This window comes from Roseivirga sp. UBA1976, from assembly GCF_002336325.1.
Lineage (GTDB): Bacteria > Bacteroidota > Bacteroidia > Cytophagales > Cyclobacteriaceae > Roseivirga > Roseivirga thermotolerans.
Map to the genome: position 1 here is coordinate 1 of NZ_DDDQ01000049.1, position 25,896 is coordinate 25,896.

Annotated in this window: 22 protein-coding genes; 8 read left to right on the plus strand and 14 right to left on the minus strand. The window is 42.8% G+C overall.

All coding sequences use genetic code 11. The annotated features are described in order from the left end of the window. Nucleotides 1-611 precede the first annotated feature (611 nt). Complete coding sequence (locus tag B3763_RS05190) at nt 612-1,205, minus strand: hypothetical protein (RefSeq protein WP_189628370.1); 594 nt, start codon at nt 1,203-1,205, stop codon at nt 612-614. A 226-nt stretch (nt 1,206-1,431) separates the two neighbouring features. Between B3763_RS05190 and B3763_RS05195 the strand changes: the two genes are divergently transcribed. Continuing rightward, on the plus strand, nt 1,432-2,307 hold the full coding sequence (locus B3763_RS05195; RefSeq protein WP_286744420.1) for an AraC family transcriptional regulator: 876 nt from the start codon (nt 1,432-1,434) through the stop codon (nt 2,305-2,307). 231 nt (nt 2,308-2,538) lie between these two features. Here the strand turns inward: B3763_RS05195 and B3763_RS05200 are convergent, their stop codons facing one another. Further along, complete coding sequence (locus tag B3763_RS05200; protein WP_189628368.1) at nt 2,539-4,002, minus strand: S1C family serine protease; 1,464 nt, start codon at nt 4,000-4,002, stop codon at nt 2,539-2,541. A 344-nt stretch (nt 4,003-4,346) separates the two neighbouring features. Here B3763_RS05200 and B3763_RS05205 point away from each other — a divergent pair, with 344 nt between their 5' ends. Then, complete coding sequence (locus tag B3763_RS05205; RefSeq protein WP_189628367.1) at nt 4,347-5,507, plus strand: 1-deoxy-D-xylulose-5-phosphate reductoisomerase; 1,161 nt, start codon at nt 4,347-4,349, stop codon at nt 5,505-5,507. Next, complete coding sequence (rseP, locus tag B3763_RS05210; protein WP_286744424.1) at nt 5,507-6,808, plus strand: RIP metalloprotease RseP; 1,302 nt, start codon at nt 5,507-5,509, stop codon at nt 6,806-6,808. The genes B3763_RS05205 and rseP overlap by 1 nt, the downstream gene beginning before the upstream one ends. Here the strand turns inward: rseP and B3763_RS05215 are convergent. After that, nucleotides 6,805-8,820, minus strand: a complete 2,016-nt coding sequence (locus B3763_RS05215) for an OmpA family protein (protein WP_286744427.1) — start codon at nt 8,818-8,820, stop codon at nt 6,805-6,807. The two genes, rseP and B3763_RS05215, sit on opposite strands and share 4 nt — an antisense overlap. Before the next feature lie 165 nt (nt 8,821-8,985). Here B3763_RS05215 and lon point away from each other — a divergent pair, with 165 nt between their 5' ends. The 3 genes from lon to hslU are packed head-to-tail and all read left to right on the plus strand — an operon-like array spanning nt 8,986 to nt 13,904. Next, a complete protein-coding gene (lon, locus tag B3763_RS05220) occupies nt 8,986-11,448 on the plus strand; it encodes an endopeptidase La (RefSeq protein WP_229838477.1) in 2,463 nt (820 codons plus the stop codon). Nucleotides 11,449-11,479: 31 nt separating this feature from the next. After that, the gene (gene porQ, locus B3763_RS05225; protein WP_286744431.1) at nt 11,480-12,517 is read left to right on the plus strand and encodes a type IX secretion system protein PorQ; all 1,038 of its coding nucleotides are present in this window, start codon (nt 11,480-11,482) and stop codon (nt 12,515-12,517) included. Then, complete coding sequence (hslU, locus tag B3763_RS05230; protein ID WP_189628363.1) at nt 12,510-13,904, plus strand: ATP-dependent protease ATPase subunit HslU; 1,395 nt, start codon at nt 12,510-12,512, stop codon at nt 13,902-13,904. Before porQ ends, hslU begins: the two co-directional genes overlap by 8 nt. Nucleotides 13,905-14,050: 146 nt before the next feature. Here the strand turns inward: hslU and B3763_RS05235 are convergent, their stop codons facing one another. After that, on the minus strand, nt 14,051-14,287 hold the full coding sequence (locus B3763_RS05235) for a hypothetical protein (protein WP_286744434.1): 237 nt from the start codon (nt 14,285-14,287) through the stop codon (nt 14,051-14,053). An 18-nt stretch (nt 14,288-14,305) separates the two neighbouring features. Next, complete coding sequence (locus B3763_RS05240; protein ID WP_286744436.1) at nt 14,306-15,142, minus strand: hypothetical protein; 837 nt, start codon at nt 15,140-15,142, stop codon at nt 14,306-14,308. A gap of 337 nt (nt 15,143-15,479) precedes the next feature. On the opposite strand from B3763_RS05240, the gene B3763_RS05245 reads away from it, so the two are divergent. Continuing rightward, nucleotides 15,480-15,860: a hypothetical protein gene (locus tag B3763_RS05245; protein WP_286744439.1), complete on the plus strand. Its 381-nt coding sequence runs from the start codon at nt 15,480-15,482 to the stop codon at nt 15,858-15,860. Nucleotides 15,861-16,194: 334 nt separating this feature from the next. Here B3763_RS05245 and B3763_RS05250 read toward each other — a convergent pair whose 3' ends face one another. Together B3763_RS05250 and B3763_RS05255 are read right to left on the minus strand one after the other, a co-directional pair. Beyond that, the gene (locus B3763_RS05250) at nt 16,195-17,607 is read right to left on the minus strand and encodes a T9SS type A sorting domain-containing protein (RefSeq protein ID WP_286744441.1); all 1,413 of its coding nucleotides are present in this window, start codon (nt 17,605-17,607) and stop codon (nt 16,195-16,197) included. Nucleotides 17,608-17,665: 58 nt separating this feature from the next. Further along, nucleotides 17,666-18,199, minus strand: coding sequence for a hypothetical protein (locus B3763_RS05255; protein WP_286744444.1), 534 nt, complete (start codon nt 18,197-18,199; stop codon nt 17,666-17,668). A 444-nt stretch (nt 18,200-18,643) separates the two neighbouring features. Here B3763_RS05255 and B3763_RS05260 point away from each other — a divergent pair, with 444 nt between their 5' ends. Further along, nucleotides 18,644-19,966: an amidohydrolase gene (locus B3763_RS05260; protein ID WP_286744447.1), complete on the plus strand. Its 1,323-nt coding sequence runs from the start codon at nt 18,644-18,646 to the stop codon at nt 19,964-19,966. Between the two features lie 8 nt (nt 19,967-19,974). On the opposite strand, the gene B3763_RS05265 is transcribed toward B3763_RS05260, so the two are convergent. From B3763_RS05265 to B3763_RS05295, 7 genes are all read right to left on the minus strand, one after another. Continuing rightward, nucleotides 19,975-21,201: a hypothetical protein gene (locus tag B3763_RS05265; protein ID WP_189628464.1), complete on the minus strand. Its 1,227-nt coding sequence runs from the start codon at nt 21,199-21,201 to the stop codon at nt 19,975-19,977. A 3-nt stretch (nt 21,202-21,204) separates the two neighbouring features. Beyond that, entirely contained in the window at nt 21,205-21,504 is a 300-nt protein-coding gene (locus B3763_RS05270) for a hypothetical protein (RefSeq protein ID WP_189628465.1), read from the minus strand. An 86-nt stretch (nt 21,505-21,590) separates the two neighbouring features. After that, on the minus strand, nt 21,591-22,844 hold the full coding sequence (locus B3763_RS05275; protein ID WP_286744451.1) for a hypothetical protein: 1,254 nt from the start codon (nt 22,842-22,844) through the stop codon (nt 21,591-21,593). Between the two features lie 133 nt (nt 22,845-22,977). Next, nucleotides 22,978-23,301 carry a cupin domain-containing protein gene (locus B3763_RS05280; RefSeq protein ID WP_189628467.1) on the minus strand — a complete coding sequence of 108 codons (324 nt, stop codon included), beginning with the start codon at nt 23,299-23,301 and terminating at the stop codon, nt 22,978-22,980. Continuing rightward, entirely contained in the window at nt 23,301-24,296 is a 996-nt protein-coding gene (locus B3763_RS05285; RefSeq protein ID WP_286744453.1) for a bifunctional heptose 7-phosphate kinase/heptose 1-phosphate adenyltransferase, read from the minus strand. Before B3763_RS05285 ends, B3763_RS05280 begins: the two co-directional genes overlap by 1 nt. Next, nucleotides 24,297-25,493 carry a pyridoxal phosphate-dependent aminotransferase gene (locus B3763_RS05290; protein ID WP_286744454.1) on the minus strand — a complete coding sequence of 399 codons (1,197 nt, stop codon included), beginning with the start codon at nt 25,491-25,493 and terminating at the stop codon, nt 24,297-24,299. Between the two features lie 8 nt (nt 25,494-25,501). Next, nucleotides 25,502-25,896 (minus strand): recombination mediator RecR (locus B3763_RS05295; protein ID WP_286744456.1); only part of this gene is annotated, 395 nt, incomplete at its 5' end.

The window sequence follows — 25,896 nt, forward strand, 5'->3', positions numbered from 1 at the left end:
AAGTTGGTTTAGGACTTCTGTTCACTAGTTTTCCGTTTTCAGTAGCAGAAACGACTCCTCGTTATGTTGCCCTACAGTGATTTCCAGAGTGTGTTTGAAGTTTTCAGATTTTCGAATCTCAGTTTCCAGCTCGGAAAATAAATCAAAAAAAGATCAGATAAATTTCGCTAGAGAGGTAGCTTGGGATTTTTGCCACCATTTGTGTCTTCACAAATGGCTTCTATAGCCCGCTATGAAGACACGGCTTGTTGCTCAGGTTGCCTATTTACTTCTGTGTGATCTAAATAGTTAGCCCTATCCAATCCAATTCTTTTCCGAATTGGGTTAGTTTTAATGCCACCACCTGGTCTTGTGCAATTGAAGTTTATAACCAGATCTTCAATTTCTATGAGTGTCTCTGTTCCGGTACTATTCCTAATTATTTTCTTGCTTCTAATCTTCGTTACCAAATGTCCTGCCTCTTCATATGGTTTACCAATTGGCTCTTTAAAACGACTGTGAAGTTACAGTTTGCGGTGTAATTTTGCTCATGCCCCCGGCCAAAAAGAAAATGTAGCCGATATAAACGAAAAAAGGGGGCCTTGGCCCCCTTCATCGACATTCCCTACGCGCTATTTATCCAGGGAAACGGATTGTATGAATCTTTTGCCTCTGGTGGTCATTTGAATGGTATAGCTTCCCTTCTTAAGCCTTGAAAGATCGAATCGTTTCAGGTTTTCAGAAGAAATTCGTTCAAAGGCCAACCGATTGGAATCTACATCAAATATGGAAACCCATATTTCATCTGTAAATTCATCGGCAATAATTACATCCAGCTTGTCTCCATTCATGGCCAGCTTAGGCTTGACAATGGTTACCTGATCGGCTGTTTTAACCAAGGCTGAGTCAGAGGTAAGTACCACCGGAATGGCGGTAAAGCTATCTGCGCTTTCAATTTCTAGAATGTACTCCCCATTAGCGATGGCTGCCAGTTCCAGTCTTTTGGCAAAGTGTTCTCCCGATTTTACTGATTCTTTATAGAGTGCTTTACCTTGTTCGTTTCTAAGCTGGATTCCGGTGTTGGCATTGCCCAGACCAAAGGCTACTACGGCCACTGTTTTGGCACCAACATTTTCAACCTTCACTTTTGGTTTGTCATTAGCCATTACAAAAGTTGATGTTGCGACTATCGCAAGTGTCAACATTGCTTTTCTTATTGTTTTCATAGTGCTAATTGTTTTCTGTTTTAAACCAATTACGAGTACAAAGGTATGTTTGGCCTAAGGCCTTCACTACTACCAGATTTGTAAGTTTGTGTGCTATTTTAACCTAATAGAGTAAGTGTTTCGCTTATTTAGATAGTATAGCATATAATAGAGCTAATTTTGTGGAGGTGTTGAGGAACTCTATGGAGTATTTTTGTCTTATTAGCCTGTTCATTAATACTAACTTATGCTTAACAAACCGGCACTGGAACAAATAGTACCCACCGTTGGGAGCAGCTTTCTGGTAAGGCGCTACTCTCAATCGTGCGAAAATATTTTGGCCAATTGGCACTTTCATCCGGAAGTAGAACTGGTTTACGTTCAGGGAGGTACCGGCAAACGGCATATTGGTAAGCACCTCTCTTACTTCAATGATGGAGATCTTATTCTTATGGGGGCTTATTTGCCTCACTATGGTTTTACTGACAGGCTTACAGGCAATAGTTCTGAAACAGTGGTTCAGTTTAAGCAAGATTTTCTGGGAGAGTCTTTTTTTGATATTCCCGAAATGAACGGTGTGAAGCAATTGTTGGAGTTGGCGAAAAAGGGAATTGCCTTTTATGGAAGCACCAAAGAGCAGGTAGGCAAAAAGATTGAGTCGCTGGCTTTCGCGGGCCAATTTGGCCGCCTTTTAGGGCTTATTGAGATTCTGAATGACCTGGCGCAGTCCAAAGAATATACTGTACTGAATGCAGAGGGGGTAGCTATGGCGGTTGACACGAAAGACAACGACCGTATGAATGATATTTACAGTTTCATTCGCTCGCACTTTAAGGAGCATATCTCTCTAGATCAGATAGCCGATAAGGTGAATATGACGGTTCCGGCTTTTTGCCGTTACTTCAAGAAAATATCACGCAAAACTTTTACGCAGTTTGTTAACGAGTATAGGGTGGTTCATGCGTCAAAGCTGTTGGCCGAAACCTCCCTGTCCATTACAGAGGTGAGTTTTGAAAGTGGGTTTAACAACTTCTCGCACTTCAATAAATCGTTCAAATCCTTTACAGGCAAGAGCCCTTCAGCTTATAGAAAGGAGTTTAAGAACATTATTGCGGAAGAATGATCGGCCGGAGGAGTGGAGCTACTCGTGCGCTTTTGAATGGATGGCTAAATCCAAATGTCTAAACATGACCAGTTAGGGGTGGTAGTTAAAACCCAAAGCCTATCTCAAGAGCTAACTCTGTAGAGCGTTTCTACCCATCGGGAGGTTTTGTCCCCTCTTAAGGGTTCCCCCTCCGGGAAGAGTTACCACCCGACATGGTCTTTCAGATAGGCTTTGGTAACCTACTCAAGTTTATTGAAATCGGTAGGTTAAGGTGCGTTGTGTTCCGCTCTTATCGATTATCTCAAAGTAAATTCGACCGTAGTAGTTTTGAATGTACTTGGCTACAGCTTCAGGGTCTTGCGCTCCTCTTCTGTTTATGGCCAAAATCACATCGCCTTCTTCCAGGTCCAGTCTGCGCATAAAACCTCGTTCCTTATCTATTTTACTAACTACAACCCCAATTTTGAGCCCCATGCGTTGTTTCTCGCCAGGTGTTAATTTGCGTAGCTCTGCCCCCAGGTAGTTAGAGAAATAAATATCGTCTTTGTCTAAGGCTTCTTCGCCCAAAATTTCGGTGTTTCCGTAAACGTTTTCCAACACCAGTTCAGTCTCAAACAGTCGGCCGTTGCGTTCGTATTGTACAGTGATTTTATCGCCAGGTGATCTGGATCCGATTACCTCATCATAGCTGGATTTACTGCTGATATTTTTGCCATCAATACGTTTAATCACATCGCCAGGCTCCAGCCCGGCATTGTCGGCCGCCCCCTGTCTTCTAATGCTCTCTACCAATACGCCATTCAGGTTTTTAATGCCTGCTTTTTTGGCCAGATTTTCATCAATATCCAACACTTCGGCACCGGTAAATGCTTTTTGAACCACCTTATACTTTTTGAGGTCTTCTACAATCTTTACCACAATATCTGAGGGTACAGCAAAGCCGTAGCCTGCATAAGAACCGGTACGAGAAATAATAGAAGTGTTAATGCCTATCAGGTTGCCGTTAATGTCTACCAGAGCACCTCCGGAGTTACCGGGATTAATGGCAGCATCGGTTTGAATGTATTGCTCAATGGGGAAGTTTTCGCGCAGAGCATTCGCTTCTCCGCCAAGGGCACTTACAATACCGGCTGTAACGGTAGAGGTGAGGTTAAAAGGGTTTCCTACAGCCAACACCCAATCGCCTACTTTTACCGTGCTGCTTTTGGCAATATTGATTGCCGGAAGGTTGTTTGCCTCTATTTTCAGTACAGCAATATCCATGTCAGGATCGGTGCCCACCAGAGTGGCTCTATAGGTTCGTTTTTCATGTTGTACTTCTATTTCATCGGCCCCTTTTATTACGTGGTTGTTGGTGATAATGTAACCGTCTTCCGAATAGATTACCCCAGAGCCACTACCAATGGCTACCTCATTGCTGGGTACTTCGCGTCCGTAGAAGTAGTCTAAGAAAGAAAGGCTTCTCCGGCTGCGTTGCAGGTTCTTTATATAAACCACACTGTGTACACTTTTTTCGGCCGCTCTTCGAAAGTCTACAGGAAGCGCAGCGTTGCTTTCATCGTTATAGTTGCTAAAGTTGTTGGCGCGCTGATAGGTCGGAACTTCTCTAATAATTTCGGTAACCGGAGTTGGCTGAACTACCTGCTGGTAGAGGTAAGCTCCTCCAAGGCCACTGAGAAATGCTATGAGTACTATTCTAAAATTAGTTTTCATGGGTTTCTGCTTTGTTTTTGAACTCGAACCAATAGGCTCAGGGTAATTCAATACCGTTGGGTGTGCTTATTTGAACGGACAGACAAAAAACGTGCAATGCCTTACGGGACTGTCATTTTGTACGTTTTGCCTTCCACACATCAAAAATACGTAGCCACATTAGTAAGGATTTCTGCATTGTGTTAATTATGGTTAACACATTAACTACTAAGCAACCCCATATGTTGGCCGGCAGGCTAGGTGGGTTTGGTTCACTTTGAAAAAGGCATAAATTTGCAGGGCTGCTCAGGCACTTATCAAACTTTTGCCGGCCTTGGCAGTCTTTAAGATTTAAATACTTCTCCTTGACTTCAGCAAAAAAGCACATAGCCCTTTTAGGTTCAACAGGATCAATTGGGACACAGGCCCTTGAGGTAATTGCCAGCCATCCGGATCAGTTTGAGGTGGAGGTACTCACTGCAGGCTCCAATGCACAACTGCTTATTGAGCAGGCTCAGAGGTTTAACCCCAATGTGGTGGTTATTGGAAATGAAGAGCTGTATGACCATGTTTTTGCCGCTCTGGATCCTTTGGATATAAAGGTATATGCCGGAACGGCTGCCCTTTGCTCTGTAGTGCAAATGGATACAATTGATATGGTGCTGACTGCTCTGGTGGGATATGCCGGGCTAAAACCTACTATTGCTGCCATTGAAGCTAAGAAGCACATAGCGCTGGCTAATAAAGAAACTTTGGTTGTGGCCGGAGATCTGATAACCTCTCTGGCCCGGGAAAACGCTGTGAATATTTATCCTGTAGACTCTGAACATTCGGCTATTTTTCAATGCCTTGTGGGGGAATTTCATAACCCAATTGAAAAAATTGTACTTACCGCATCGGGAGGGCCTTTTAGAGGATTTGATAAAGATAAGTTGGCTCGTGTTACGAAAGCCCAGGCCTTGAAACATCCCAATTGGGACATGGGGGCCAAAATCACCATCGATTCGGCCAGTCTTATGAACAAAGGGCTGGAGGTTATAGAGGCCAAATGGTTGTTTGCACTGTCGGCCCGGCAGATTGAAGTGATTGTACACCCACAATCCATTGTTCATTCGCTGGTGCAGTTCAAAGACGGAAGTATGAAGGCGCAAATGGGATTGCCCGATATGAAGCTGCCCATACAGTATGCCCTGGCCTATCCGCAGCGTCTAAGTTCAGATTTTCCCAGGTTTAACTTTTTGGATTATCCTCAGCTCACCTTTGAGCAGCCCGATATAGAAACATTCAGAAATTTACAACTCGCCTACGATGCCATGAACAAAGGAGGAAACATGCCATGCATACTTAATGCGGCAAATGAGGTGGCTGTTGAGAAGTTTTTGAATGATGATATTGGCTTTTTGGAAATGTCTGACTTGATTGCAGACTGCATGCACAAGGTATCTTTTATAGAAAAGCCTTCGTATGAAGATTACGTCCACTCGGACCTGGAAACTAGAGAATTAGCAAAAGCACTTAAATATTAATGGAAACCATAGTTCAAGTCGCACAGCTCTTGCTGGCGTTATCAATATTAGTAGGGATACACGAAGCGGGGCACATGCTTACCGCTAAAATGTTTGGAATGAAGGTGGAGAAGTTCTTTATAGGGTTTCCGCCCACCCTTTTTTCTTTTAAAAAGGGAGAAACTGAGTACGGCCTGGGAGCTATACCCCTGGGAGGGTTTGTCAAAATTTCGGGAATGATCGATGAGTCTCTGGACAAAGAGCAAATGGCTCAGCCTCCGCAGCCCTGGGAGTTTAGATCTAAGCCTGCCTGGCAAAGGCTTATTGTTATGCTAGGAGGTATTATTGTCAATGTGATTGCCGGGGTAATAGCTTTTATTATTCTTACCTATAATCTGGGAGAAACTTACCTACCGGCCGAGCTTACCAAAGAGCAGGGTATTGTAGCCGGAGAGATTGCTCAGGAGGTTGGTTTTCAAACGGGCGATAAGGTGCTCAAAGTAAATGGCGAAGATTATGACCGGGTTTCAGATATATGGAGCGGAGAAACTCTTCTGGCTTCCGGAGCTTTCTGGACCATCGAACGTAACGGAGAAGTTATAGACTTACCCGTGCCAAGTGGCTTTATCAATAAGCTCAACGATGATACCTTCGAAATAAACTTTATTGTTCCCAGAAGGCCAATAGAAGTAGAAGCTCTTCAGGAAGGGTTCGACATTCCCTTACAAAAGGGCGATAGAATTGTGGGCATCAATGGCCGCCATGTGGAGTACCTCGATGAGTTAAGGACAGAACTGGAAACGCTCATGGGGCAAACGGCAACGGTGCAAGTTCAAAGAGGGGGGCAGGAACTCTCCTTTGATTTGCCGGTTGATGAAAGAGGGCAAATTGGCTTTGTGCTCACCAACCCCTTTAGAAGAGATGACTATACCTTGGGAGAAGCTATTCCAAGAGGAGCCAGCAAGGCCTTTGGCGCAGTAATACTCAATGCCAAGGCTCTGGGTAAGATGTTTGATGGAGACGTAGACCCTCGCTCGTTAAGCGGCCCCATAGGTATTGTGAATATGTTTCCTAAAACCTGGGATTGGAACCAGTTTTGGTACACCACCGGATTTATTTCAATGATTTTGGCCTTTATGAACCTACTGCCTATTCCCGCTCTCGATGGTGGGCATGTGGTGTTCTTGCTCTACGAAATGATTTCCGGTTCGGCACCTTCCGACAAGTTTCTTGAAGGAGCACAAAAGGTGGGCATGGTTATCTTACTCTTGCTAATGGTCTTTGTATTCGGAAACGATATTTTGAAGATCTTCGGGATTTAGTTGCCCGTAGAGCCCAATTCCTTATTGTTCTTAGGCGGGTCACGATAAATCTCGAATTCTACCCGCCTGTTTAATTTTTTGTCTTCCTCGGTTTTTTCTTCCGGAACAATCGGTTTTTCGCTGCCGTATCCAATGGCAAAAATGCGATTCTCCTGTATGTTGCCTTTGTTCACTATATAGCGTTTTATGGCATTGGCTCTTTCTTGGGAGAGCTTCAGGTTGAGTACTGCATTTCCACTGGAATCCGTATGACCGGAGATGTTCAGGTTAAAGGTGGGGTGATCAATAAGAAAGTCAATAACCTTTTGCAGGTCGGCATGCATATGCGGTAATATTTCCGCGCTTCCGTTGGCAAATTCTAAAGAAGCAAATTCAATGGTACTGGCCACTCGCTCTACCACCCCCTCATATTCCATGTCGCCATCGAGAAAGAAGAGCTTTTCCAGCCTAAAAAATTCATCGCCCTGAACAATGAGTAGATAATTTCGATTGTTAATCAGGTCGAATTCAAACGTACCGTCATCGCGCGCAAACTTAGGAGCTACCTCTACGCCTTCGTCCAGGTCTATAATAGAGACCACTGCGTTTTGCGGAATCTTACCCGTAAGCGTTTTTATTTTTCCCGAAAAGCGTGTGGTGGCCAAAGGCTGCCCTTCCATGGGAAGCGGAAAAGAGTACAGATCCAGATTTTTCATACTCTCCTCTTCAGAGCGGGCATAGTAAATATAGTTAGACTGCTGGTCTATGGAAAAATAAAACTCAGTGCCTTTACCATTCACCAAGGGGCCAATGTTGATGGGCTCCGACCAGGCTCCTCCAATTTTGTAGCTCTTATAAATATCGTAATCGCCAAAATTGAGCAAATGCCCATTTGAGCTAAAATAGAGTACGTTGTGTTCGGGGTGAAAAAAAGGACTCACCTCATTGTTTCGGGTGTTGATTATGGGGCCTAGGTTTTTGGCCTGCCCCCATTTGCCCTTAGAGTCTTTTGCAGAGTAGTACAGGTCGGCCAACCCAAAGCCGCCCCTTCGGTCTGATGAAAAATACAGCGTATCCTCCGTAACGTTTAAGGTGGGGTGCGAGTCCCAACCATCAGAATTGACCAGTTTACCCAGGTTTTCCGGTTCCGTCCAGAGTGTGTCTCCCTGAAAAGTGGAAGAGTATAAATCACAATTGCCCAGGCCATCGGGCGATTCGCAACGCGAGAAGTAAAGGGTTTTTCCATCCCTCGTCAGATAGCCCGAACCTTCATTATAGCGCGAGTTTATTTTCTCAAACATCTGCGCTTTTCCCCAATTACCGTTTTCCAGTTTGGTAATGAATATATCTTCGTTCACATATTTATTTATTCCCGTATTTACGGAGTTGCGTTTAGAGGTAAATATGAGTACCGAGTCGTTTTTGGTTACCATGGGCGCGTAGTCTTCATGGTTAGAGTTTACCAGCCCTCCCATAGAAGTAAGCACTCCTCTAGGGGGAATAAGGGTGTCTACCTGTCTTCTGAATTCAACCAGCTCATAATAATAGTCGAGCGGAACATAGTACTCCTTTTTGTTTTTGTTGATGGAGTCGTAGCGAGCAAGAATTTTAGGAATATCAAGGCCTTTGCGGTGGTGCTTCAGTACCAGTGCGTAGAGAGGTTTGGCTTGTTCAGGAGACCCGAATATTTCGGTGAGTTTGGCCAGGCGCCAGAGGTAATAGGTTTGGTGGGCAAAGTTTTGAGTGCCGAAATTAGATACATACTCTTTGAGCAATGGATAAAGCGCCTCCCAATCTTTGGCTTGGTCCAGTTCTTCAATTTTGCGTTGTAGTTTGGGATTTAGATAAACCGGGTCGCCATTAATATTCTTAAAGATGAGGTCAGTAATTTCAATATGAACAGAGTCTGAACTGAGTTCCAACTTTTCGGCACCCCTGTTTTTCTTATTCTTTTTACCGAATAGTTGTCCCTGAGCTGCTGAATAACAACAACAAAGTATAACGAGCGAGAGAAGGAGGCCTCGTTTATACATGAGCATACACTTAGTTGAGTGTCGGTGAAAGAATAAACAGTAAGTTACGCAGCATTTTATAACAATCAAAAACCAGAGGGCTGCCAAATAGGCTTTGGCATAGGGCTTGCAATTCCCTATAGCCCTGTAAAATTGTGACATAATGTGTCATCTTGACACTTGCGTATGAAAATAGATAGACAAATGATCGGTACCATCCTGGCTGCAGAAATGAGTGAAGAAGGAGGGGAGTTAATTCAGATGATAGCCCCCGATGAGGATGAAGCCGTAGAAAATGATGCCTTGCCAGAAGAGCTCCCCATTTTGGCTGTGAGAAACACAGTACTTTTTCCCGGAGTCTTAATTCCAATAACCGTTGGGCGTCAGAAATCCATTCGGGTAGTAAAACAGGCCTATAAGGGCGATAAAATAATTGGTGTATTAACCCAGCAAAACCCCAAGCAAGACGATCCGGTCGGTAGCGACCTTTTTCAGGTTGGAACGGTGGCAAAAATTGTAAAAATGCTGGTGCTGCCCGATGGTAACACTACCATTATTGTTCAGGGTAAGCAACGCTTTTTAGTAAAAGAGTTTGTGGCAGAGTCGCCTGTGCTTAAAGCCAAGGTAGAGTTTCTCACAGAGAACTTTCCCAAACGCCCAAGCAAAGAGGTTAAGGCTATTATTCAGTCAATCAGAGATACGGCCAACCGAATTATGGCGCTTAATCCTGAAATTCCCAAAGAGGCTCAGGTGGCGCTGGAAAATATTGAGAAGGCCAGTTTTTTAGTACACTTCCTTTCGTCCAACATCAATGCAGAGGCCAGAGAAAAACAGGTGTTGCTGGAGATTAACGATGGGGTAGAAAGAGCCACTAAGCTTTTGCAGTATCTAATGAAAGAAATGCAAATGCTTGAACTCAAGAGTGAAATACAAAACAAAGTTCACTCCGATATAGATCAGCAGCAGCGCGATTACTTTCTAAGACAGCAAATGAAAGTATTGCAAGATGAGCTTGGCGAAGGTGGACCCGAACGAGAAGTAGAAGCCCTGCGCGAAAAAGGAAGAAATAAAAAATGGCCCGAAAAAGTTGCTGCTCACTTCAACAAGGAGCTCGATAAAATTTTGCGGATGAATCACATGGCTGCCGAGTATCCTATTGCCATGAACTATGCAGAAATGATGGTTGAGCTGCCATGGGGAGAATACTCGGAAGATGATCTGGATCTCAAAAAAGCCAAAAAGATTCTGGACGATGATCATTTTGGTTTAGAGAAAGTAAAAGACCGCATTCTGGAGTATCTGGCCGTGCTTAAGCTAAAGAACGACCTAAAAGGTCCTATACTTTGTTTGTATGGTCCTCCCGGTGTGGGTAAAACCTCTTTGGGGCGTTCCATTGCCAAAGCTTTGGGTAGACAATATGTCAGAATGTCACTCGGAGGAGTGCACGATGAAGCCGAAATTCGAGGGCATAGAAAAACCTATGTGGGAGCCATGCCCGGAAAGGTGATTCAAAATATTAAGAAGTCTAAGTATTCTAACCCGGTGTTTGTACTAGACGAGATAGATAAGGTGAACTCCAACTTTAGGGGTGATCCATCTTCAGCTTTGTTGGAGGTGCTCGACCCGGAACAAAACGGTGAGTTTGTCGATAACTATCTGGAGGTAGAGTACGACCTTTCAAAAGTGCTCTTTATTGCCACAGCCAATTCTCTCGATACCATTCAGCCTGCCCTGCGCGATCGTATGGAAATAATTGAAGTTTCCGGCTATACCATCGAAGAGAAGATTGAGATTGCCAAAAGGCATTTGGTACCTAAGCAGAAGAAAGAGCACGGGCTTAAAACCAAAGACTTTACGCTCGATAAGAAAACCATACAGTTCATTATAGAAGGGTATACCCGCGAAAGCGGAGTTCGAAATCTTGAGCGCGTAATTGGTTCGGTGGTGCGTTCTGTGGCTAAGTCTATTGCTATGGAAGAAGATTACCCTAAGAAGGCCACCATAGAGTTTGTAGAGAAGGTGCTCGGAGGCAGGCGTTTCGATAAAGAAATTTATCAGGACAACCGCACCGCAGGAGTGGTTACGGGCCTGGCCTGGACGGCCGTAGGGGGTGAAATACTCTTTATTGAATCTAGCCTTAGCAGAGGGAAAGGAAAGCTAACCCTTTCCGGTCAGTTGGGCGATGTAATGAAAGAGTCTGCCATGGCGGCTATCAGCTACCTCAAGTCCAATGCAGAAAGTTTAGGTATAGACTATCGGGTGTTCGAAAAATACGATTTGCATGTTCATGTTCCGGCCGGAGCAGTTCCCAAAGATGGCCCGAGTGCGGGCATTACCATGCTCACAGCTCTTGCTTCATTGTTTACCCAGCGTAAGGTACGTAGCAAATTGGCCATGACGGGGGAAATAACTCTTAAAGGCAATGTGCTCCCTGTGGGTGGAATTAAGGAGAAAATACTGGCCGCCAGAAGAGCCGGTATCAAAGAGGTGATTCTTTCTGTTCGCAATGAAAAAGATGTGCAGGAAATTGGGGAACAATACCTCAAAGGGCTGCAGTTTCACTTTGTTGAAAAAGCCGAAGAGGTGCTTGAGATTGCCCTGTTGGATCAAAAAGTAGCCAATGCTATAGAGTTTGTGTTAGAAGACTGATAAAGCTGTATTTTGCACTGATACTAAATTCATGAAACTTCGTTTGCTTATTTTCATAGTGTCAGTGTTGGGTTTTACCGAACCATTACAAGCCCAATTGGGTGGTAGCAGAGCCTTCGAGTATCTCAATGTGCCGGGGAATACCAGGCTCATGGCTTTAGGAGGAACCAACCTCACTTCCGGAAAAGGAGACCTTTCACAAGCCCTTTACAACCCAGCGTTGTTAAACGGAAGCATGGACAACCACCTTGTTATTTCAAGGTTGGGATACTTTGCCGACATCAGCCACTTAATGGTGGGTTATGCTCGCGAGTTTGAAAAAACAGGTGTCTGGGCGTTGCAAATGGGCTATCTTAACTATGGAGACATCCAGAGTTTCGATGAGGCAGGGTTTCTCAATGGCTCATTCAGGGTGCATGAATACGTTTGGTCGGTGGGAAACTCCCACCAGTTTGGGCCCTTTTCTGTGGGTGCCAATTTAAAGTTGGCTGTTTCGGACCTTTCGTCCTATACGGCCAGTGCCTTGCTCTTCGATATGGGAGGGGTCTTTGAGCATCCGGAAAAACAATTAACCATTGGTTTTTTAGTGAGAAATATGGGAGTTCTGCTGTCTGACTATATCGATGAAAACAACAGCCGCCTGCCCTTAGACGTACAACTTGGAGTGTCTTTTAAGCCGGAGCATATGCCGTTCAGGTTTTCGATGACAGCACGGAACCTGAACCGCGATGATGTGGTATACTATGACCCTTCAACCAACCAATTGTTTGGGCAGAACAATGAGCCGGGTTTTTCGGAGCAGGTACTCAGGCGTTTGGTTTTTGGGGCAGAACTCTTGCTTTCTCCCAATTTTCAGCTTAGGCTAGGGTATAACCACTTATTACGTCAGGAATTAAAAAATCAGAATGCTGCCAGCGGTGGGGCAGGGTTTTCGTTTGGTTTTATGTTCAATACCAAACGATTGGAGTTTGCTTATAGTAGGGCTCTGTATCATGCCGCAGGAGGCAGCAATATGCTTCAGATGAATATAAATCTGAATCAACTTCTAAAAAAGAAAACAAATGATTGATCAAAATCTATTAACCCCAAGGCAAATTGTTGCCGAACTGGATAAATACATTATCGGACAAAAAGAGGCTAAGAAAAACGTGGCCATCGCTTTGCGAAACCGATGGCGCAGAATGCATGTGAAAAGCGACATGCAACGAGAGATTGTGCCTAACAACATACTTATGATTGGGGCAACCGGGGTGGGTAAAACCGAAATTGCCAGAAGGTTGGCCAAAATTGCCGATGCGCCATTCACTAAAGTAGAGGCTTCTAAATTTACCGAAGTGGGCTATGTGGGTCGCGATGTAGAGAGCATGGTTCGTGATCTGGTGGAGCAGTCTGTAAACCTGGTAAAGCAGGCCAAAAAAGAAGAAGTAAAAGTAAAGGCTGAGCAGGCAGTGGAAGATATTATTCTCGATGCCCTTATTCCTCCGGTTAGAAATCGGGGAACAGTAAGTACAACCGAGGTGGGAGAAGCGCAAGATAGCTCCAAGATGAGCGATGCGGAGTTGAATGAAAGAACCCGGGAGCGATTCAGAGAAAAAATACGGTCAGGTGAAATAGATGACCGAAAGATTGAGGTTTCGGTACAAGCTCCTCAGGGAAATGGTATAGGCATGATTGGCGGTGGTATGGACGAAGCATCTATGATCAACCTGCAAGACATGCTACAGAATATGTTGCCTAAAAGAACTAAAAAGCGCAAGGTGACTATTGCAGAAGCCAAGAAACTGCTGCTGGAAGAAGAGAGTGCCAAACTTATTGATATGGATGAGGTGAAAGAAGAGGCTATTAAAAAAGCAGAAAACACCGGTATTATTTTTATCGATGAGATAGATAAAATTGCAGGGGGCTCAAAGAAAAATGGAGGTGGCCCCGATGTGAGCCGAGAAGGTGTGCAGCGCGATTTGCTGCCCATTGTAGAAGGCAGTGCTGTGAATACCAAATATGGAGTGATTAACACCGACCATATTCTCTTTGTAGCTGCGGGGGCTTTTCATGTGGCTAAACCCTCAGACCTTATTCCGGAACTTCAGGGAAGATTTCCCATTCGGGTAGAACTAAATAGCCTTACGGAAGCCGATTTTTACCAAATTCTGAAAGAACCAAAGAATGCCCTTACTAAACAGTATGAGGCTCTGATAGCTTCTGAAGGGGTGAGCCTGGAATACTCCGATGAGGCGCTGCACGAAATAGCCCGAATAGCTTTTCATATCAATGCCGAAGTGGAGAATATTGGCGCCAGAAGACTTCATACGGTAATGAGCAAGTTGCTCAACGATATTCTCTTCGACATTCCCGAGCAAATACCGCCCAATGCTAAAGTGTTAATTACCAAAGAAATGGTACAGGAAAGGTTAAATGGTCTGGTACAGAATAAAGACTTGAGCGAGTTTATTTTGTAGAATTGGGTTACTTATTTAGATCACCCCTGGATATCAGGGCCAGCCAACCGAAATGTCCCAACAGTGGTCTTGCAATAAAGTTTGCGAGGCAACAAAGTTGATTGCGATTGGCATTAGAAATTCAAATAAGTAACCCTATTTTTAATTCAAGATTCTGAAATTTGGGCTAATCGCTTCCTTCTACTTCTAAAATAAATGTTAAATCCAATAAAGGCAATAAGTATAGAAAGCATTAATGTACCTCCAATACTTAAACAAATAACCCTCCATTTTTCCAGATGATCATATTCTGTAGTCAGTTTATAAACCACAAAAATTACAGCGGCTAATAACCAACAAAAGGGTAAAAGTAATTTTAGTTTTTCTACTATCGAATCTTTCATAAAAGATGACAATTGAGATTAACAAAATGTTGCATAACCTACAAGGCCTCCGCCAATTGCACCAATTGCCCCGCCTAGTAAACAACCTGTTAGAGCACCACTAGCGGCTCCAGCAGGACCACCTAGCAATCCTACTTGACCACCAACTGTAGCGCCAGCCGCACAGCCACCCAGACCAAATGAAATTGCAGACCCTGCTACACCTGCCACACATTTGAGATTGCGCTCAAACCAATCTCTAAAACCTGCTCTTGTGTCATTCAATCCATGTTCGCTTGCTGAAGCTCCACTATTATTTGCCTGAGGAATTAGGTCGGGATTATCTCTTAAAAAAGTGATTGATGCTTTAAAGATCACCAAATAAGTTAATAGAAAGTCTTTGTCGCTTAATTCTAAATTTTCTGACCCATAAATGCTTTCAAACTTTGTATCCAGATATGAAAGATAGGCATCTTCATTTTCATAATTATTTATCGATATCAAGATGTCATCTACATATTGTTTTTGAATTTCATTAAGACTTTCAAGACTAAATTGCTGAGAAGAATTACCAGATACTGATGATCTGTTGGATTCTGATAAGAACCGAGAATAATTATTTTTGAAATTATTAACTATTTCTTCTTCTAGTAAATCTTCAACCACAGAAATTACTCTATTTGAATTGGCAAATGTTGAATTTGATGATCTTAAACCAGATGCAATTTTATTTAGGTTTTGAGAATAAACATCAGCAAATGCTTGATAATTTTCTTTGATTAAAGTGATTGGTTTATCGTCTTGTCTGTTTTCGCAATTGAGAACAAAGATTAGTAGACAAATAGATAATGTGAGTTTAAAGTAATGTTTTTTCATTTTAAGAGTTTTAATGATCAAGAATAATTTAACTATCATTAGTGATTTTAAAAGGGAAATGTCACCCTAAAAAAGAATATTTTTTTCATGAATAATCATATAATATTAAAAGATACTTATTTAGATCGCATAGAAGTAAATAAACCACTTATAAGTTTCCAGCTGTGTCTTGGCAACCCTTATCAGAATCATTTGTAGAGATGTAAATGGCGGCAAAGTGTCAAAACTTGGGTCATTCAATCTAAGTAAGTAGCCCTAATAGTTAAATCGAAAAGAATTAGTTATGTTGGAAAGTAATAATCTTACAAAATATTTTTCGATGACTTAAATTCTCTAAATGGGACAAACCTATTGGCATAAGGGCATTGAAATCTGGTATAGCCGAGAAAGAAGGCTTTGGTGCATTCGGAATCGTACTACTATCTCAACCTACGCAAACATAGAAGTCTTGATGAGAGATCATCCTGAATTTGCGCATATCGAAGGACTCAAGCTAGTGTTGACAAGAAGGTTGGAAAAAAAAGCAAGAAATCAAGAGGTGAAAAACGATATAGCTGGAGTTAAAACAGTGGTGAAATTTCCGGAGAAAAGAATAGTCGAAGATGGCAAATTAGTTACCTGTTACTACTGTTCCGGAAGCGGACGAGTTGGATATGGGTTACCCTGCCCTGAATGCAAAGGAAAAGGTGATTATATGGTTACTACCAAAGGCTTCTAAATTCGTGAGCATGTGATTAGCTGGGCAAAAGGGTTGGTTTTTGAACTATTGCCTGACCCTGACCAACCCCTCTGAACTTTGGAGGGGTTTATTTTTAGGCTTAAGAAAAGAAAGTAGGCTCAATAGCGAAAAGCAGCATTATCTGATTTATGAGATTGCACTCTGTCTCTATTCATGTCATTGTAAATAAAAGTTTGAATCGTTTTCGAGGGTTTTACTTGGTTTTAACATTTCCAAAAATTACGGCCTCAAACTGAACCTTGTGTTCATTGAATCATTTTTTCAGGCGGATTTATTTTAATCGAGAAATATATTTTTTACAATTAAAATAGGGTTACTTAATTACTATTTGGCTCGTAGTCGACCCTCCACTACTAACAACCCGTAAATAATAAGTACCTTTCGGAAGATCTCTCACATTCATCTTTGTAGATTTTTCGTTCAGTTCCAAAGTTCTAACAACTTCTAATTCGCTATTAATCAAATAAGCTTGGTATCTCTCTGAAGTAGCATTACGCAAAGGTCTTTCCTTACTTGTTAGTTCAATATTAATTTCGTCACTAGTAGGATTTGGATAGGTGCCTACTGACATCATCATTGGTCCTCCAGAACCCGAACAGCCATAAGGTTGATGTGACATATCAAAGAAAAATGTCTTCCAATTAGAGGTACCACAGAAATTAGTGGTTTTCACTCTTAAATATCTGTTGATAGCTGAACCAGCATTAAAGTTAATAGTTACAGAAGGAACAGTAGTAGTTGAGTTAGATATTGTTCCAGCATTGGTCTCCCAATAGTAACTTTGTGCATTGGTGCCTACAGGAAGAGTGACATGAAAAGTGCCGGGATCATTAGTTTGTTCATAGCATATTTCTATCGGCATATATCCCAAATCTTCATAAGTAATTGAAGCTGCCAAGGGTGCAGGGTTCATATTTATTTCCGTGGTCGTGTTGATCGGGTAAGGCCAAACACTCTGTGACCTGACATTTAAACTAGCACTTGTAGGAAACGCAGAAGGCGCTTGGATTTTAACAGTCTTGCCTCCTTGATAAATATTTGTAGCACTACTTAGATTTCCATTAGTGCTTGTTACTTTCCACCCAGCTGGCAATTCCCAAATCCACTGATGATGCCAAAAACAAAAGTCAGAGTTATTAGAATCCGATGGGTAATCTGGCAAAGTAACAGTTTGAATTTGATTTACTGAACAGAAATAAAGATCATTTGTGCCTTGTACTACAGCTTTACCTGGTGGCACTACATTAAACCTAAAATAAAAAGTTTCCTCCACCCATGAAGAGAAAATATCATCTTTAAATCTTGCAACAATCTGCACATCATTAGATTGTTGCCGTAGTCCATCAACAAAAATAGTGTCAGGGGGATTGGTTTGAATAATTTCTGTTTTTCCAATAAAAAAATTTGCTCTTTTATTATTACTATTATCAACATTTAAATTCAAATTAGTTAGCTCAGGTAGTTGAAATGGAGAGTTTGTGTTTACCCAAGGACTACTACCTATATGAACTTGTGTTGTAGTATCTAGATTGCCATTGATATACAGTGCGAAGACAAATTTTCCAGCGAGCTTGTTATTAAAAGCATCTCTGGCCGAGAATGACAGAAAGGTTTCTTCATTCGGGCAAATGCGCATATTGGGCGTGTAATTTTCAAGCTTAATAGTCTGGGCGTTCATTCCTAAGCAAACGCAACCTATTATTAATGTTAGTATTGTGTTTTTCATAGTTTATTGATTATTACGATTGTTTTATTAACAGACACAATCTAATACTACCTTACATTCATGGTGCAAGAGTGCCATAACTAACATTCTTAAAATTACCTGCAATTCTTAGAGTAAGTGGAATTTGGTCACCCCTTGTGTAAATTTCTATACTCCCAGCACAATACTTATACCCTGAGTCTTCATAAATTTCAGAAATCTCAAACCTAACCAATTGATTAAAATTAGTTGCCATCCAGATAGACCCTCCGGGCTCCGAGCTATTTAATCGAAAGGTTGCTTGGAAAAAATCTGGATAGTCTAAAGAATAATTCTCGATATTAAATGGGCGTGTAAAATCGATGGTCCTCGAATTATTTTCTAATATCATATACCATAATGATTCTTCATTTTTAGCAGACACGACAATGTGATTATCTATTGTGTCATAACCAATACTCAACTTTCTAGGAACCCACTTACTTTGAGCCACCTGAAAATCTGCTAACAACGGTAATAAAGGAATTTCCTCAGGTATTGGTTCTTCTTGAGTACTGCACGACACAACAGCAACAAGAAAGAAAGAAAGAAAGAATGAGTGTCTATTTTTCATAAGATGGAAACTAACTCAATAATACAACTTAATCAGCAATAAATCAATATTGAAAACAACCTAATGAATTTAGTTAGTTTCGTTTCATGTTTTGATATCTCTTCGATATGATTAATTGTTTAGATCACATAGAAGTAAATAAGCTGTGTATTCATAGCACTTTATAGTAGTCATTTGTGAAGACACAAATGGTGGCTAATATGAGTGTCCTGAGCCTTCTGTTCATTACGATCCGTTAGCTTCTTCTGCCCAATTATTGAGCAGATAGAAGTCTCTGAATTAATTTCTGTCTTAGGCTTTCTTGATTGTGGTAGTTGAATATGGTGCTTATGACGGCCGGAAAACCATCAACTATAAAAAAACCCTAGACGAGGTATCAGTCCTCAATCCATAGTTTTCATCATCGAGAATTAAGTCCTATCTTCCTCATCAAAATTCCTTTTTATGAAGAAGATAATACCAGTCCTACTTTGCCTTTTAAGCTTATTCGCTACTTCAAATTCATTCTCTAACGACAACAACCCTGAGGAAAACGCTTTAGCCGATAAAGTACTGGAACTTGCTAAAAATGTTGAGCCTAAAGTGATTGAATGGAGACACTGGCTACACGAAAATGCAGAGCTTTCAAATCGTGAATTTAAAACCGCGGCTTATGTAGCCACACACCTCAAAAGCCTTGGGTTAGAGGTAGAAGAAGGGGTTGCCAAAACCGGAGTAATAGGTATTCTCAAAGGAGGAAAGCCCGGTCCGGTGATAGGGCTACGTGCCGACATGGATGGCCTTCCTGTAAAAGAACGGGTGGATTTGCCATGGGCTTCCAAGCAAATAGGAGAATATAATGGAGTGGAAGTTCCGGTAATGCATGCTTGCGGACATGACACCCATTTGGCTATTTTAATGGGAGTTGCAGAAGTGCTAAGCCAAGTGAAGAAAGATATTAAAGGCACTATCAAATTCATTTTTCAGCCTGCTGAAGAAGGAGCCCCTGCCGGAGAAGAAGGGGGTGCCGAACTCATGGTTAAAGAGGGCGTAGTCCAGGGTATGGATGTTATCTTTGGATTACACATTAATGCACAAACCGAAGTAGGCAAAGTAAATTATCGCCCAAATGGAATTATGGCAGCCGTCAACAGTTTCGACTTACACATCAAAGGAAAACAAACTCATGGCTCCACTCCCTGGACAGGAGTTGATCCGATAGTAACGGCAGCACAAATCATTAATAATGCCCAAACTGTGGTGAGCCGAAGCCTGCCTCTTACCAAAGCAGCCGCAGTACTTAGCTTTGGCAAAATTGAAGGAGGTGTTAGAAACAACATTATTCCTGAAGAGGTGCATATGGTGGGTACTATTCGAACGCTCGATGCCCAAATGAGAGAAACACTATTTGCTACCTTTGAGCGCATAGTAAAGAACACTGCAGCCAGCAATGGTGCTGAAGCTATCCTTACTATTAACAAAGGGTATCCGGTTACCTTCAACGACCCGGACTTAACGGCCCTTATGGCCGACACGTTTGTAGAAGTTGCCGGTGCCGAAAATGTGAATGCTTCTATGGATGCCATTACCGGAGCTGAAGACTTTTCTTTCTTTCAGGAACAAATACCGGGTTTGTACTTCTTTATTGGAGGAATGCCCAAAGGGCAAGATCCGGCCAAATCGGCACCTCACCATACACCAGACTTTTATGTAGACGACTCAGGTATGCTCACAGGCATACGACTTATGAGCCGTTTGGTGGTGGATTATGCGGAAAAGCAAAAGTAGCTTAGGGCTTACTTTTTACCCGTAACGCCCACTAAAGACTCTAAGTCGGCCAGCAGGCCAATGGTCAGGTTGCTATCGTCCAGGTTGTTCACATCAACCTGGCCATCACGATACTTGAACAACGTCTTGAATGGCGATTTTGGTAACTCTACACCCAGGGCAACGCTGTAGTTGAGTCTGATTTTCTGCTCGGGATTGATTTTTTCGCTAAAGTCATAATAGGCGTTAGACTCCAGTATAATGGAATAATTGTCGAACACGGGAATGTTGTAATAAAGGTTGGCATAAACCTGACCAGAGAATTCATTTTCGCCATCGGCACCAATTCGCATGTTATCAAATTCCTTATAAATCTTTCCACCCACATTAAGCACAGGCTTCAGGCGTAATCGATTACTTCCGTAAGTCAGGTCTACCAAATTGTCGATTAGCTTTTCATAAGAAAAATTAAAGGCCATTCTCCCGCTTGTAAAGGTCTGGTTGCCCTCTACCCCAAACCGGGCCATCATTTGGGCATCGCTGGCTCCGGAAATATTGAAGTTGATCGGGTAAACATACAGGTAGTTCAACGAGTCTTTTGAGTTGGTACTTACTCTACCCTTTGCGTAAAAAACCAATGGTTTCTTATCGTTTCCTTTGCCTGAGCCAAGAGCATAACTCTGATGGAAACTGAAGTCGGCATTGAGTTCCAGCTTGCCAATATCGCTTTCACTTTTAGGCGTAAAACTCCAGTTAAATGAGTTATTGGCATAGGCATATTCACCTCCCGAAGCAGCAAAGTACATATCCATAATACTCTCATTCATCTCGATTTTGCCTAATGATTGCTTCTCCAAATCGGGCTTGCTAATGGTATGCACACCGTTGGTCAGAATTAGTTTTATATCTGCTTTAGAACTCAGATACACATTGGCCTGAGTATTTTGAAGCAGAACGAGTTCATATTTGGAAATACCCGATATCTCTACTTGTATGTTTTTGTTCTGAAATCGTGTTTTCACCGCAATATCCGGATTCTGAAAAAGCTCCTTGCCATTGGCGTAGAATGCAAAGCTATTCTGAGTAGAATCGAAGTAGTGCAGCGTTTTTATTTGGTTGATATTAGCATCGATACCCAGATTGCCAATGAGAATATTGATTTTAGGTGGATTTGGAGTATCTACCACGGTTTGGAAAGTGTATTGTGCATGCGCCTGTACACACACAAACAACAGAAGTGCTATAAGCTTTTTCATGATTTACCTGGGGCCTGTGCTGTAATTATTAGAAACGTAGTCGATACAATCTTTCACCACAGACCAGCTTGCAAAGATGGTTGGGTTTAAGATGACATCGTACATGTATTGATGGTAGGTGGTGCCATCGTCCGTTACCGGAATAGCCTGAATATTAGACTTTATTTTATTGAGAAAGACACTTCTGTGAGTTGGCTGAAACCCATTGAAGCTAAAGTTTTCGAAATCACCGTCAAAGTCGCTCACAGCTTCCAATGCCGGCTTCACCACCTGGGATTTTACGATATCGCGTGTTAATGACATATGGTTGAAGTTTAATATTCTTTCAATTTAAGAAATAAAAGCAGAGTTATTGGCACAAGTTCTATACTCTCCAATGAAGCAGGAGGCTATATGGCTGCGGCTTCATTTTCCATGCGCCTGGCCACCAGGGTAGTCAGGCAACTGGCGCTGTTGAGCTGATCTTCCCAATACATACCATGTGCCCGAATGCCCGAAAGCATAATAAATCCAAGCAAGTTGAATCGCTTTTTGGGCAATACATTGAAGGGCAAGTTTTGTGGCAACAAGGCCTCAGCAGTTACCGATTGTTCGGCCTCTCCTTCCTGGTGGTCTTTTCTAAAATTTGAAGAGAGAATATCGGCTTGAGAATATATATTGTACCAGTGCCGAAGCGTAGTAGATTTAAACTCACGTTCTTGGTAATAGCTCTTCCAATAAAGCCTCACAAAATCGAAAGGACAGCCTATGGTTACCAAATGGGTCACCTTATCGGCAACTCTGAAGCTAGTAGCGCCCTTCATTGGAAAAAGTGTGTCCAAAGCCACCATAGTTCCAAAGCTATAGGCCATTACCGTCACCTGATCGTAGTTTTTATCTTCTTCGGCTACCTTTTCGAGAAGTTCTTCAAATTTACCCGTAAGGTTGAGCCGGTTATGTCCTGTGCTAAAGTATCGGATCATACACACCAGCTCGGTAGCCATTTCGGTTATGAACAATTTAAAATCGGGCATTACCAGATAAAAAAGTGCAAAAAACCCGATCAGGTATTCGGCTTTGCCGCGCATAACACCATATACCGAGTCTATAAACTGACCAAGCCTATTGTTCTCTATAAAGTCGTTGAATTGAGGTAGGGCTTTCAAGTCCACCATATCGCCAATGGCTACAGGAAATGAAGCCACCAACAGCAACCCAAAAGAGGCCAACAGGGCCAATATTGAAGCTGCATACAGAAATTGACCCGAGCTCCCTTCTGAAATACCACCTCTCCTTTTTACTATTCGCCTCAGTGTGTAATAAAACACTTTCGGCACATTTAAAAAGAGAATTGCGCTGAGTACAAAGGTTTTATGAATAAGACTGGTTTTCTTAAAACTGGCTGTTAGCTCATCGATATAACTGAACTCGTAGATATCGATGACATGCCTACTTTCTTGTCCAAGTTGTTCGTGCACCGCAGCCACCTGCGCTTTGAGTCCACCATCAATACCAAAAGATTCTTCCCGAATTTTGATGGAGTACTTCTTTTTCTCGTTGGGCTCATTAATATCTACCGCTTTCACATATCGATGGGCAAAGCTTGCAAGTGACTGGTCGGTAAAGCTGGAACCCAAGCCCGGCATGTATATAATGGCCTCCATAATGAAAAAATTAGACCATAAATTAGGAAATTACCGTCAGGAAATACGCTGCCCCACCTTTATATTTTCGCACTTATCTACTGAAAATCAAAAGATTACCCGAATTAGGGTAGCGCTTACTATTTTAAAGCAACTACTGGTAGTCTTCTCTGGCCGGGCTAAAGACATCCAGCAATTGGCAGTCGGTTATGGCCCTTCCCGAATGTGTAGCATTAGAAGGTATAATGGCTACATCGCCTGCTTTCATTAGCTTGGTTTCCCCCTCAAGAGTTAGTTCAAACTCTCCTGAAATAACTTGTGCCGCCACTTGCTCGTGAACGTGTGAGTGTTCGGGCAATTCGCTCCCGGCCTTTATCTCCCAATAGGCCAAGGTCATGTTTTGAGTATGAATCATCTTGCCGGAAAAGCCGGGCAATAGTTCTTTAGATGGGATATCTTTTAGATTAATGAAGGGCATTAGCTGAAGATATTTTGTTCATTGGCCTCTTCCAGCAAATCGTCTTTATTGATTGGCACAACCCCTACATGTTCGCAAACCAAACCACCTCCAAGGTTGGCCAATGCGGCTGTTCTCCTGGCGTCTAATCCGGCTGCCAAGCCACAGGCCACAATGCTTATTACGGTGTCTCCGGCACCTGAAACATCCGATATCTGCCTAACATGGGCGGGTATCAGGTGGTTTTCTCCATTGTCTTTAATAAAAACTCCATGTTCTGAAAGGGTAACCATAATCATGTGTGCATTTAAGGCACTTTGGAGAGCCTGAGCGGCTGATTTAATGGAGTCAATGTCTTTGGGGTCTACATCTACTTTGAGCCCTTCTCTCAACTCCTTTAGGTTGGGTTTAAAGAGGGTAGCGCCCTTATAATCCAGAAAATTGCGCTTTTTAGGATCTACCACCGTTGGAATTCCCAACCGGTTGGCCTCACTAATGGTTTCGGCTATAATGGTCTTGTTAATGACTCCTTTGTCATAATCCTCAAAAATGACCACCTGGCACTCGGGCAAGAGATTTTTAATATGAGCTAAAAGGCTCTTCTGCTCAATCTCGCTCATGTCTTTGTCAGATTCCGTGTCTATCCGGAGCATTTGGTGAGAGCCGGCCAAAATTCGTTCTTTCACGGTGGTCACCCGTTCCGAGCTGGTAATTACCCCTTTGTCGGGAATTCCCCTTTCCCGAAGTCGTTCTAAAAAGAACTCTCCATCGGGGTCATCTCCCACAATAGCGCAGGGAATGGGGGTGGCTCCTAAAGACTGCACGTTCAACGCTACATTGGCCGCGCCACCCAGTCGCTTTTCCTTACTTTTGGCCAATACCACCGGCACAGGTGCTTCAGGCGAAATGCGGCTTACCGAGCCCCAGATGTAGGAGTCTACCATAACATCGCCAATTACCAGTACCTTCAGTTTGCTGAAAGCTTCAAAAAGAGATTCTGCGCTATTAAAAGTCATTTATTGCAATTTAGCTAAAGCGGTTTTCATTCGGCTAATGGCCTCACGCAGCTCTTCTTCAGAAGCTGCATAGGAAAGTCGTATACAGTCAGGGTCGCCAAAGGCGCCTCCCGTTACCACAGAAACATGAGCATTTTCCAGAATGTACATAGCCAAATCATCGGCATCCTTTACCGTAGTTGTACCATCGCTCTTCCCAAAGTAGGCACTCACATCGGGAAAGAAGTAGAATGCTCCTTGCGGCATATTGGTTTTAAAGCCCGGTATTTGGTCTAAAAGTTCCTTCACCAGGTTTCTTCTTCTCAAATACTCTTTGGTCATTTGGCGGGTTGGCTCCAAATCGCTGGTAAGGGCAGTGAGTGCCGCACGCTGGGCTATTGAACAGTTGGCCGAGGTAAACTGCCCCTGGATTTTGTTACATGCTTTGGCCAGCCAGGTGGGAGCACCAATATAGCCCACTCTCCAGCCGGTCATGGCAAAACCTTTGGCCATACCATTTACTGTGGCGGTTCTCTCCAGCATTCCGGGCAGAGCTCCTATACTGGCATGGGCACCGGTATAGTTGATGTGTTCATAAATTTCGTCAGACACTACAACGAGGTTCTCGTGCTTGAGCACCACTTTGGCTATGGCCTCTAACTCGGGCTTGGTAAACACTGAGCCGGTGGGGTTGCAAGGCGAAGAAAAAATCATGGCCTTAGTTTTAGAGGTAATGGCTGCCTCGAATTGTTCGGCAGTTACCTTAAAATCGTTTTCTATTCCTCCTTTTACTAATACCGGCACACCTCCTGCCAGCTCAATCAGGGCCGAGTAACTTACCCAGAAGGGTGAAAAAACTACCACCTCATCGCCTTCATTGATGATGGCCTGAAAAATATTGGCTATAGACTGCTTGGCTCCATTGGAAACCACAATTTGGTCGGGCGTATAATTCAGTCCGTTTTCCTTCTTGAATTTCTCGGCAATTGCTTCGCGAAGATCCAGGTATCCATTTACGGGAGGGTATGCAAAATACTTTCCTTCATCGATGGCCTTTTTGGCTCCATCCTGAATATGCTGTGGTGTTTTAAAATCTGGCTCTCCCAAGCTAAGGCTAATTACATTGATACCCTTTGCTTTGTATTCTCTGGCCTTGGCTGCCATGGCCAACGTGGCCGACTCGGCCATGTTTTTAATGCGGTCTGAAACAATGTTCATGTCCTGTTCTAATCGTAAATGGTTCTTGTTAATATGCTGCGGCCCAGAGTTACCTCATCGGCATACTCCAGTTCTCCACCAATTGGTATTCCTCGTGCAATAGTAGTGACTTTTATGCCCAAAGCCTTCAACTTTTTGGTGATATAGAAGGCTGTAGTGTCTCCTTCCATAGTAGGACTCAATGCCAGTATTACTTCCTCCACTTTAGGATCGCTTTTTTCAATACGGGAAAAGAGGGAGTCTATGTGTAAATCTTCCGGCCCAATACCTTCGATTGGTGAAATTACTCCACCCAAAACGTGGTAAAGTCCCTTATATTGGTGGGTATTTTCTATGGCCATTACATCTGGCGTATCTTGTACCACACAAATAGTGGTAAGGTCGCGAGTAACGGTGCGGCAGG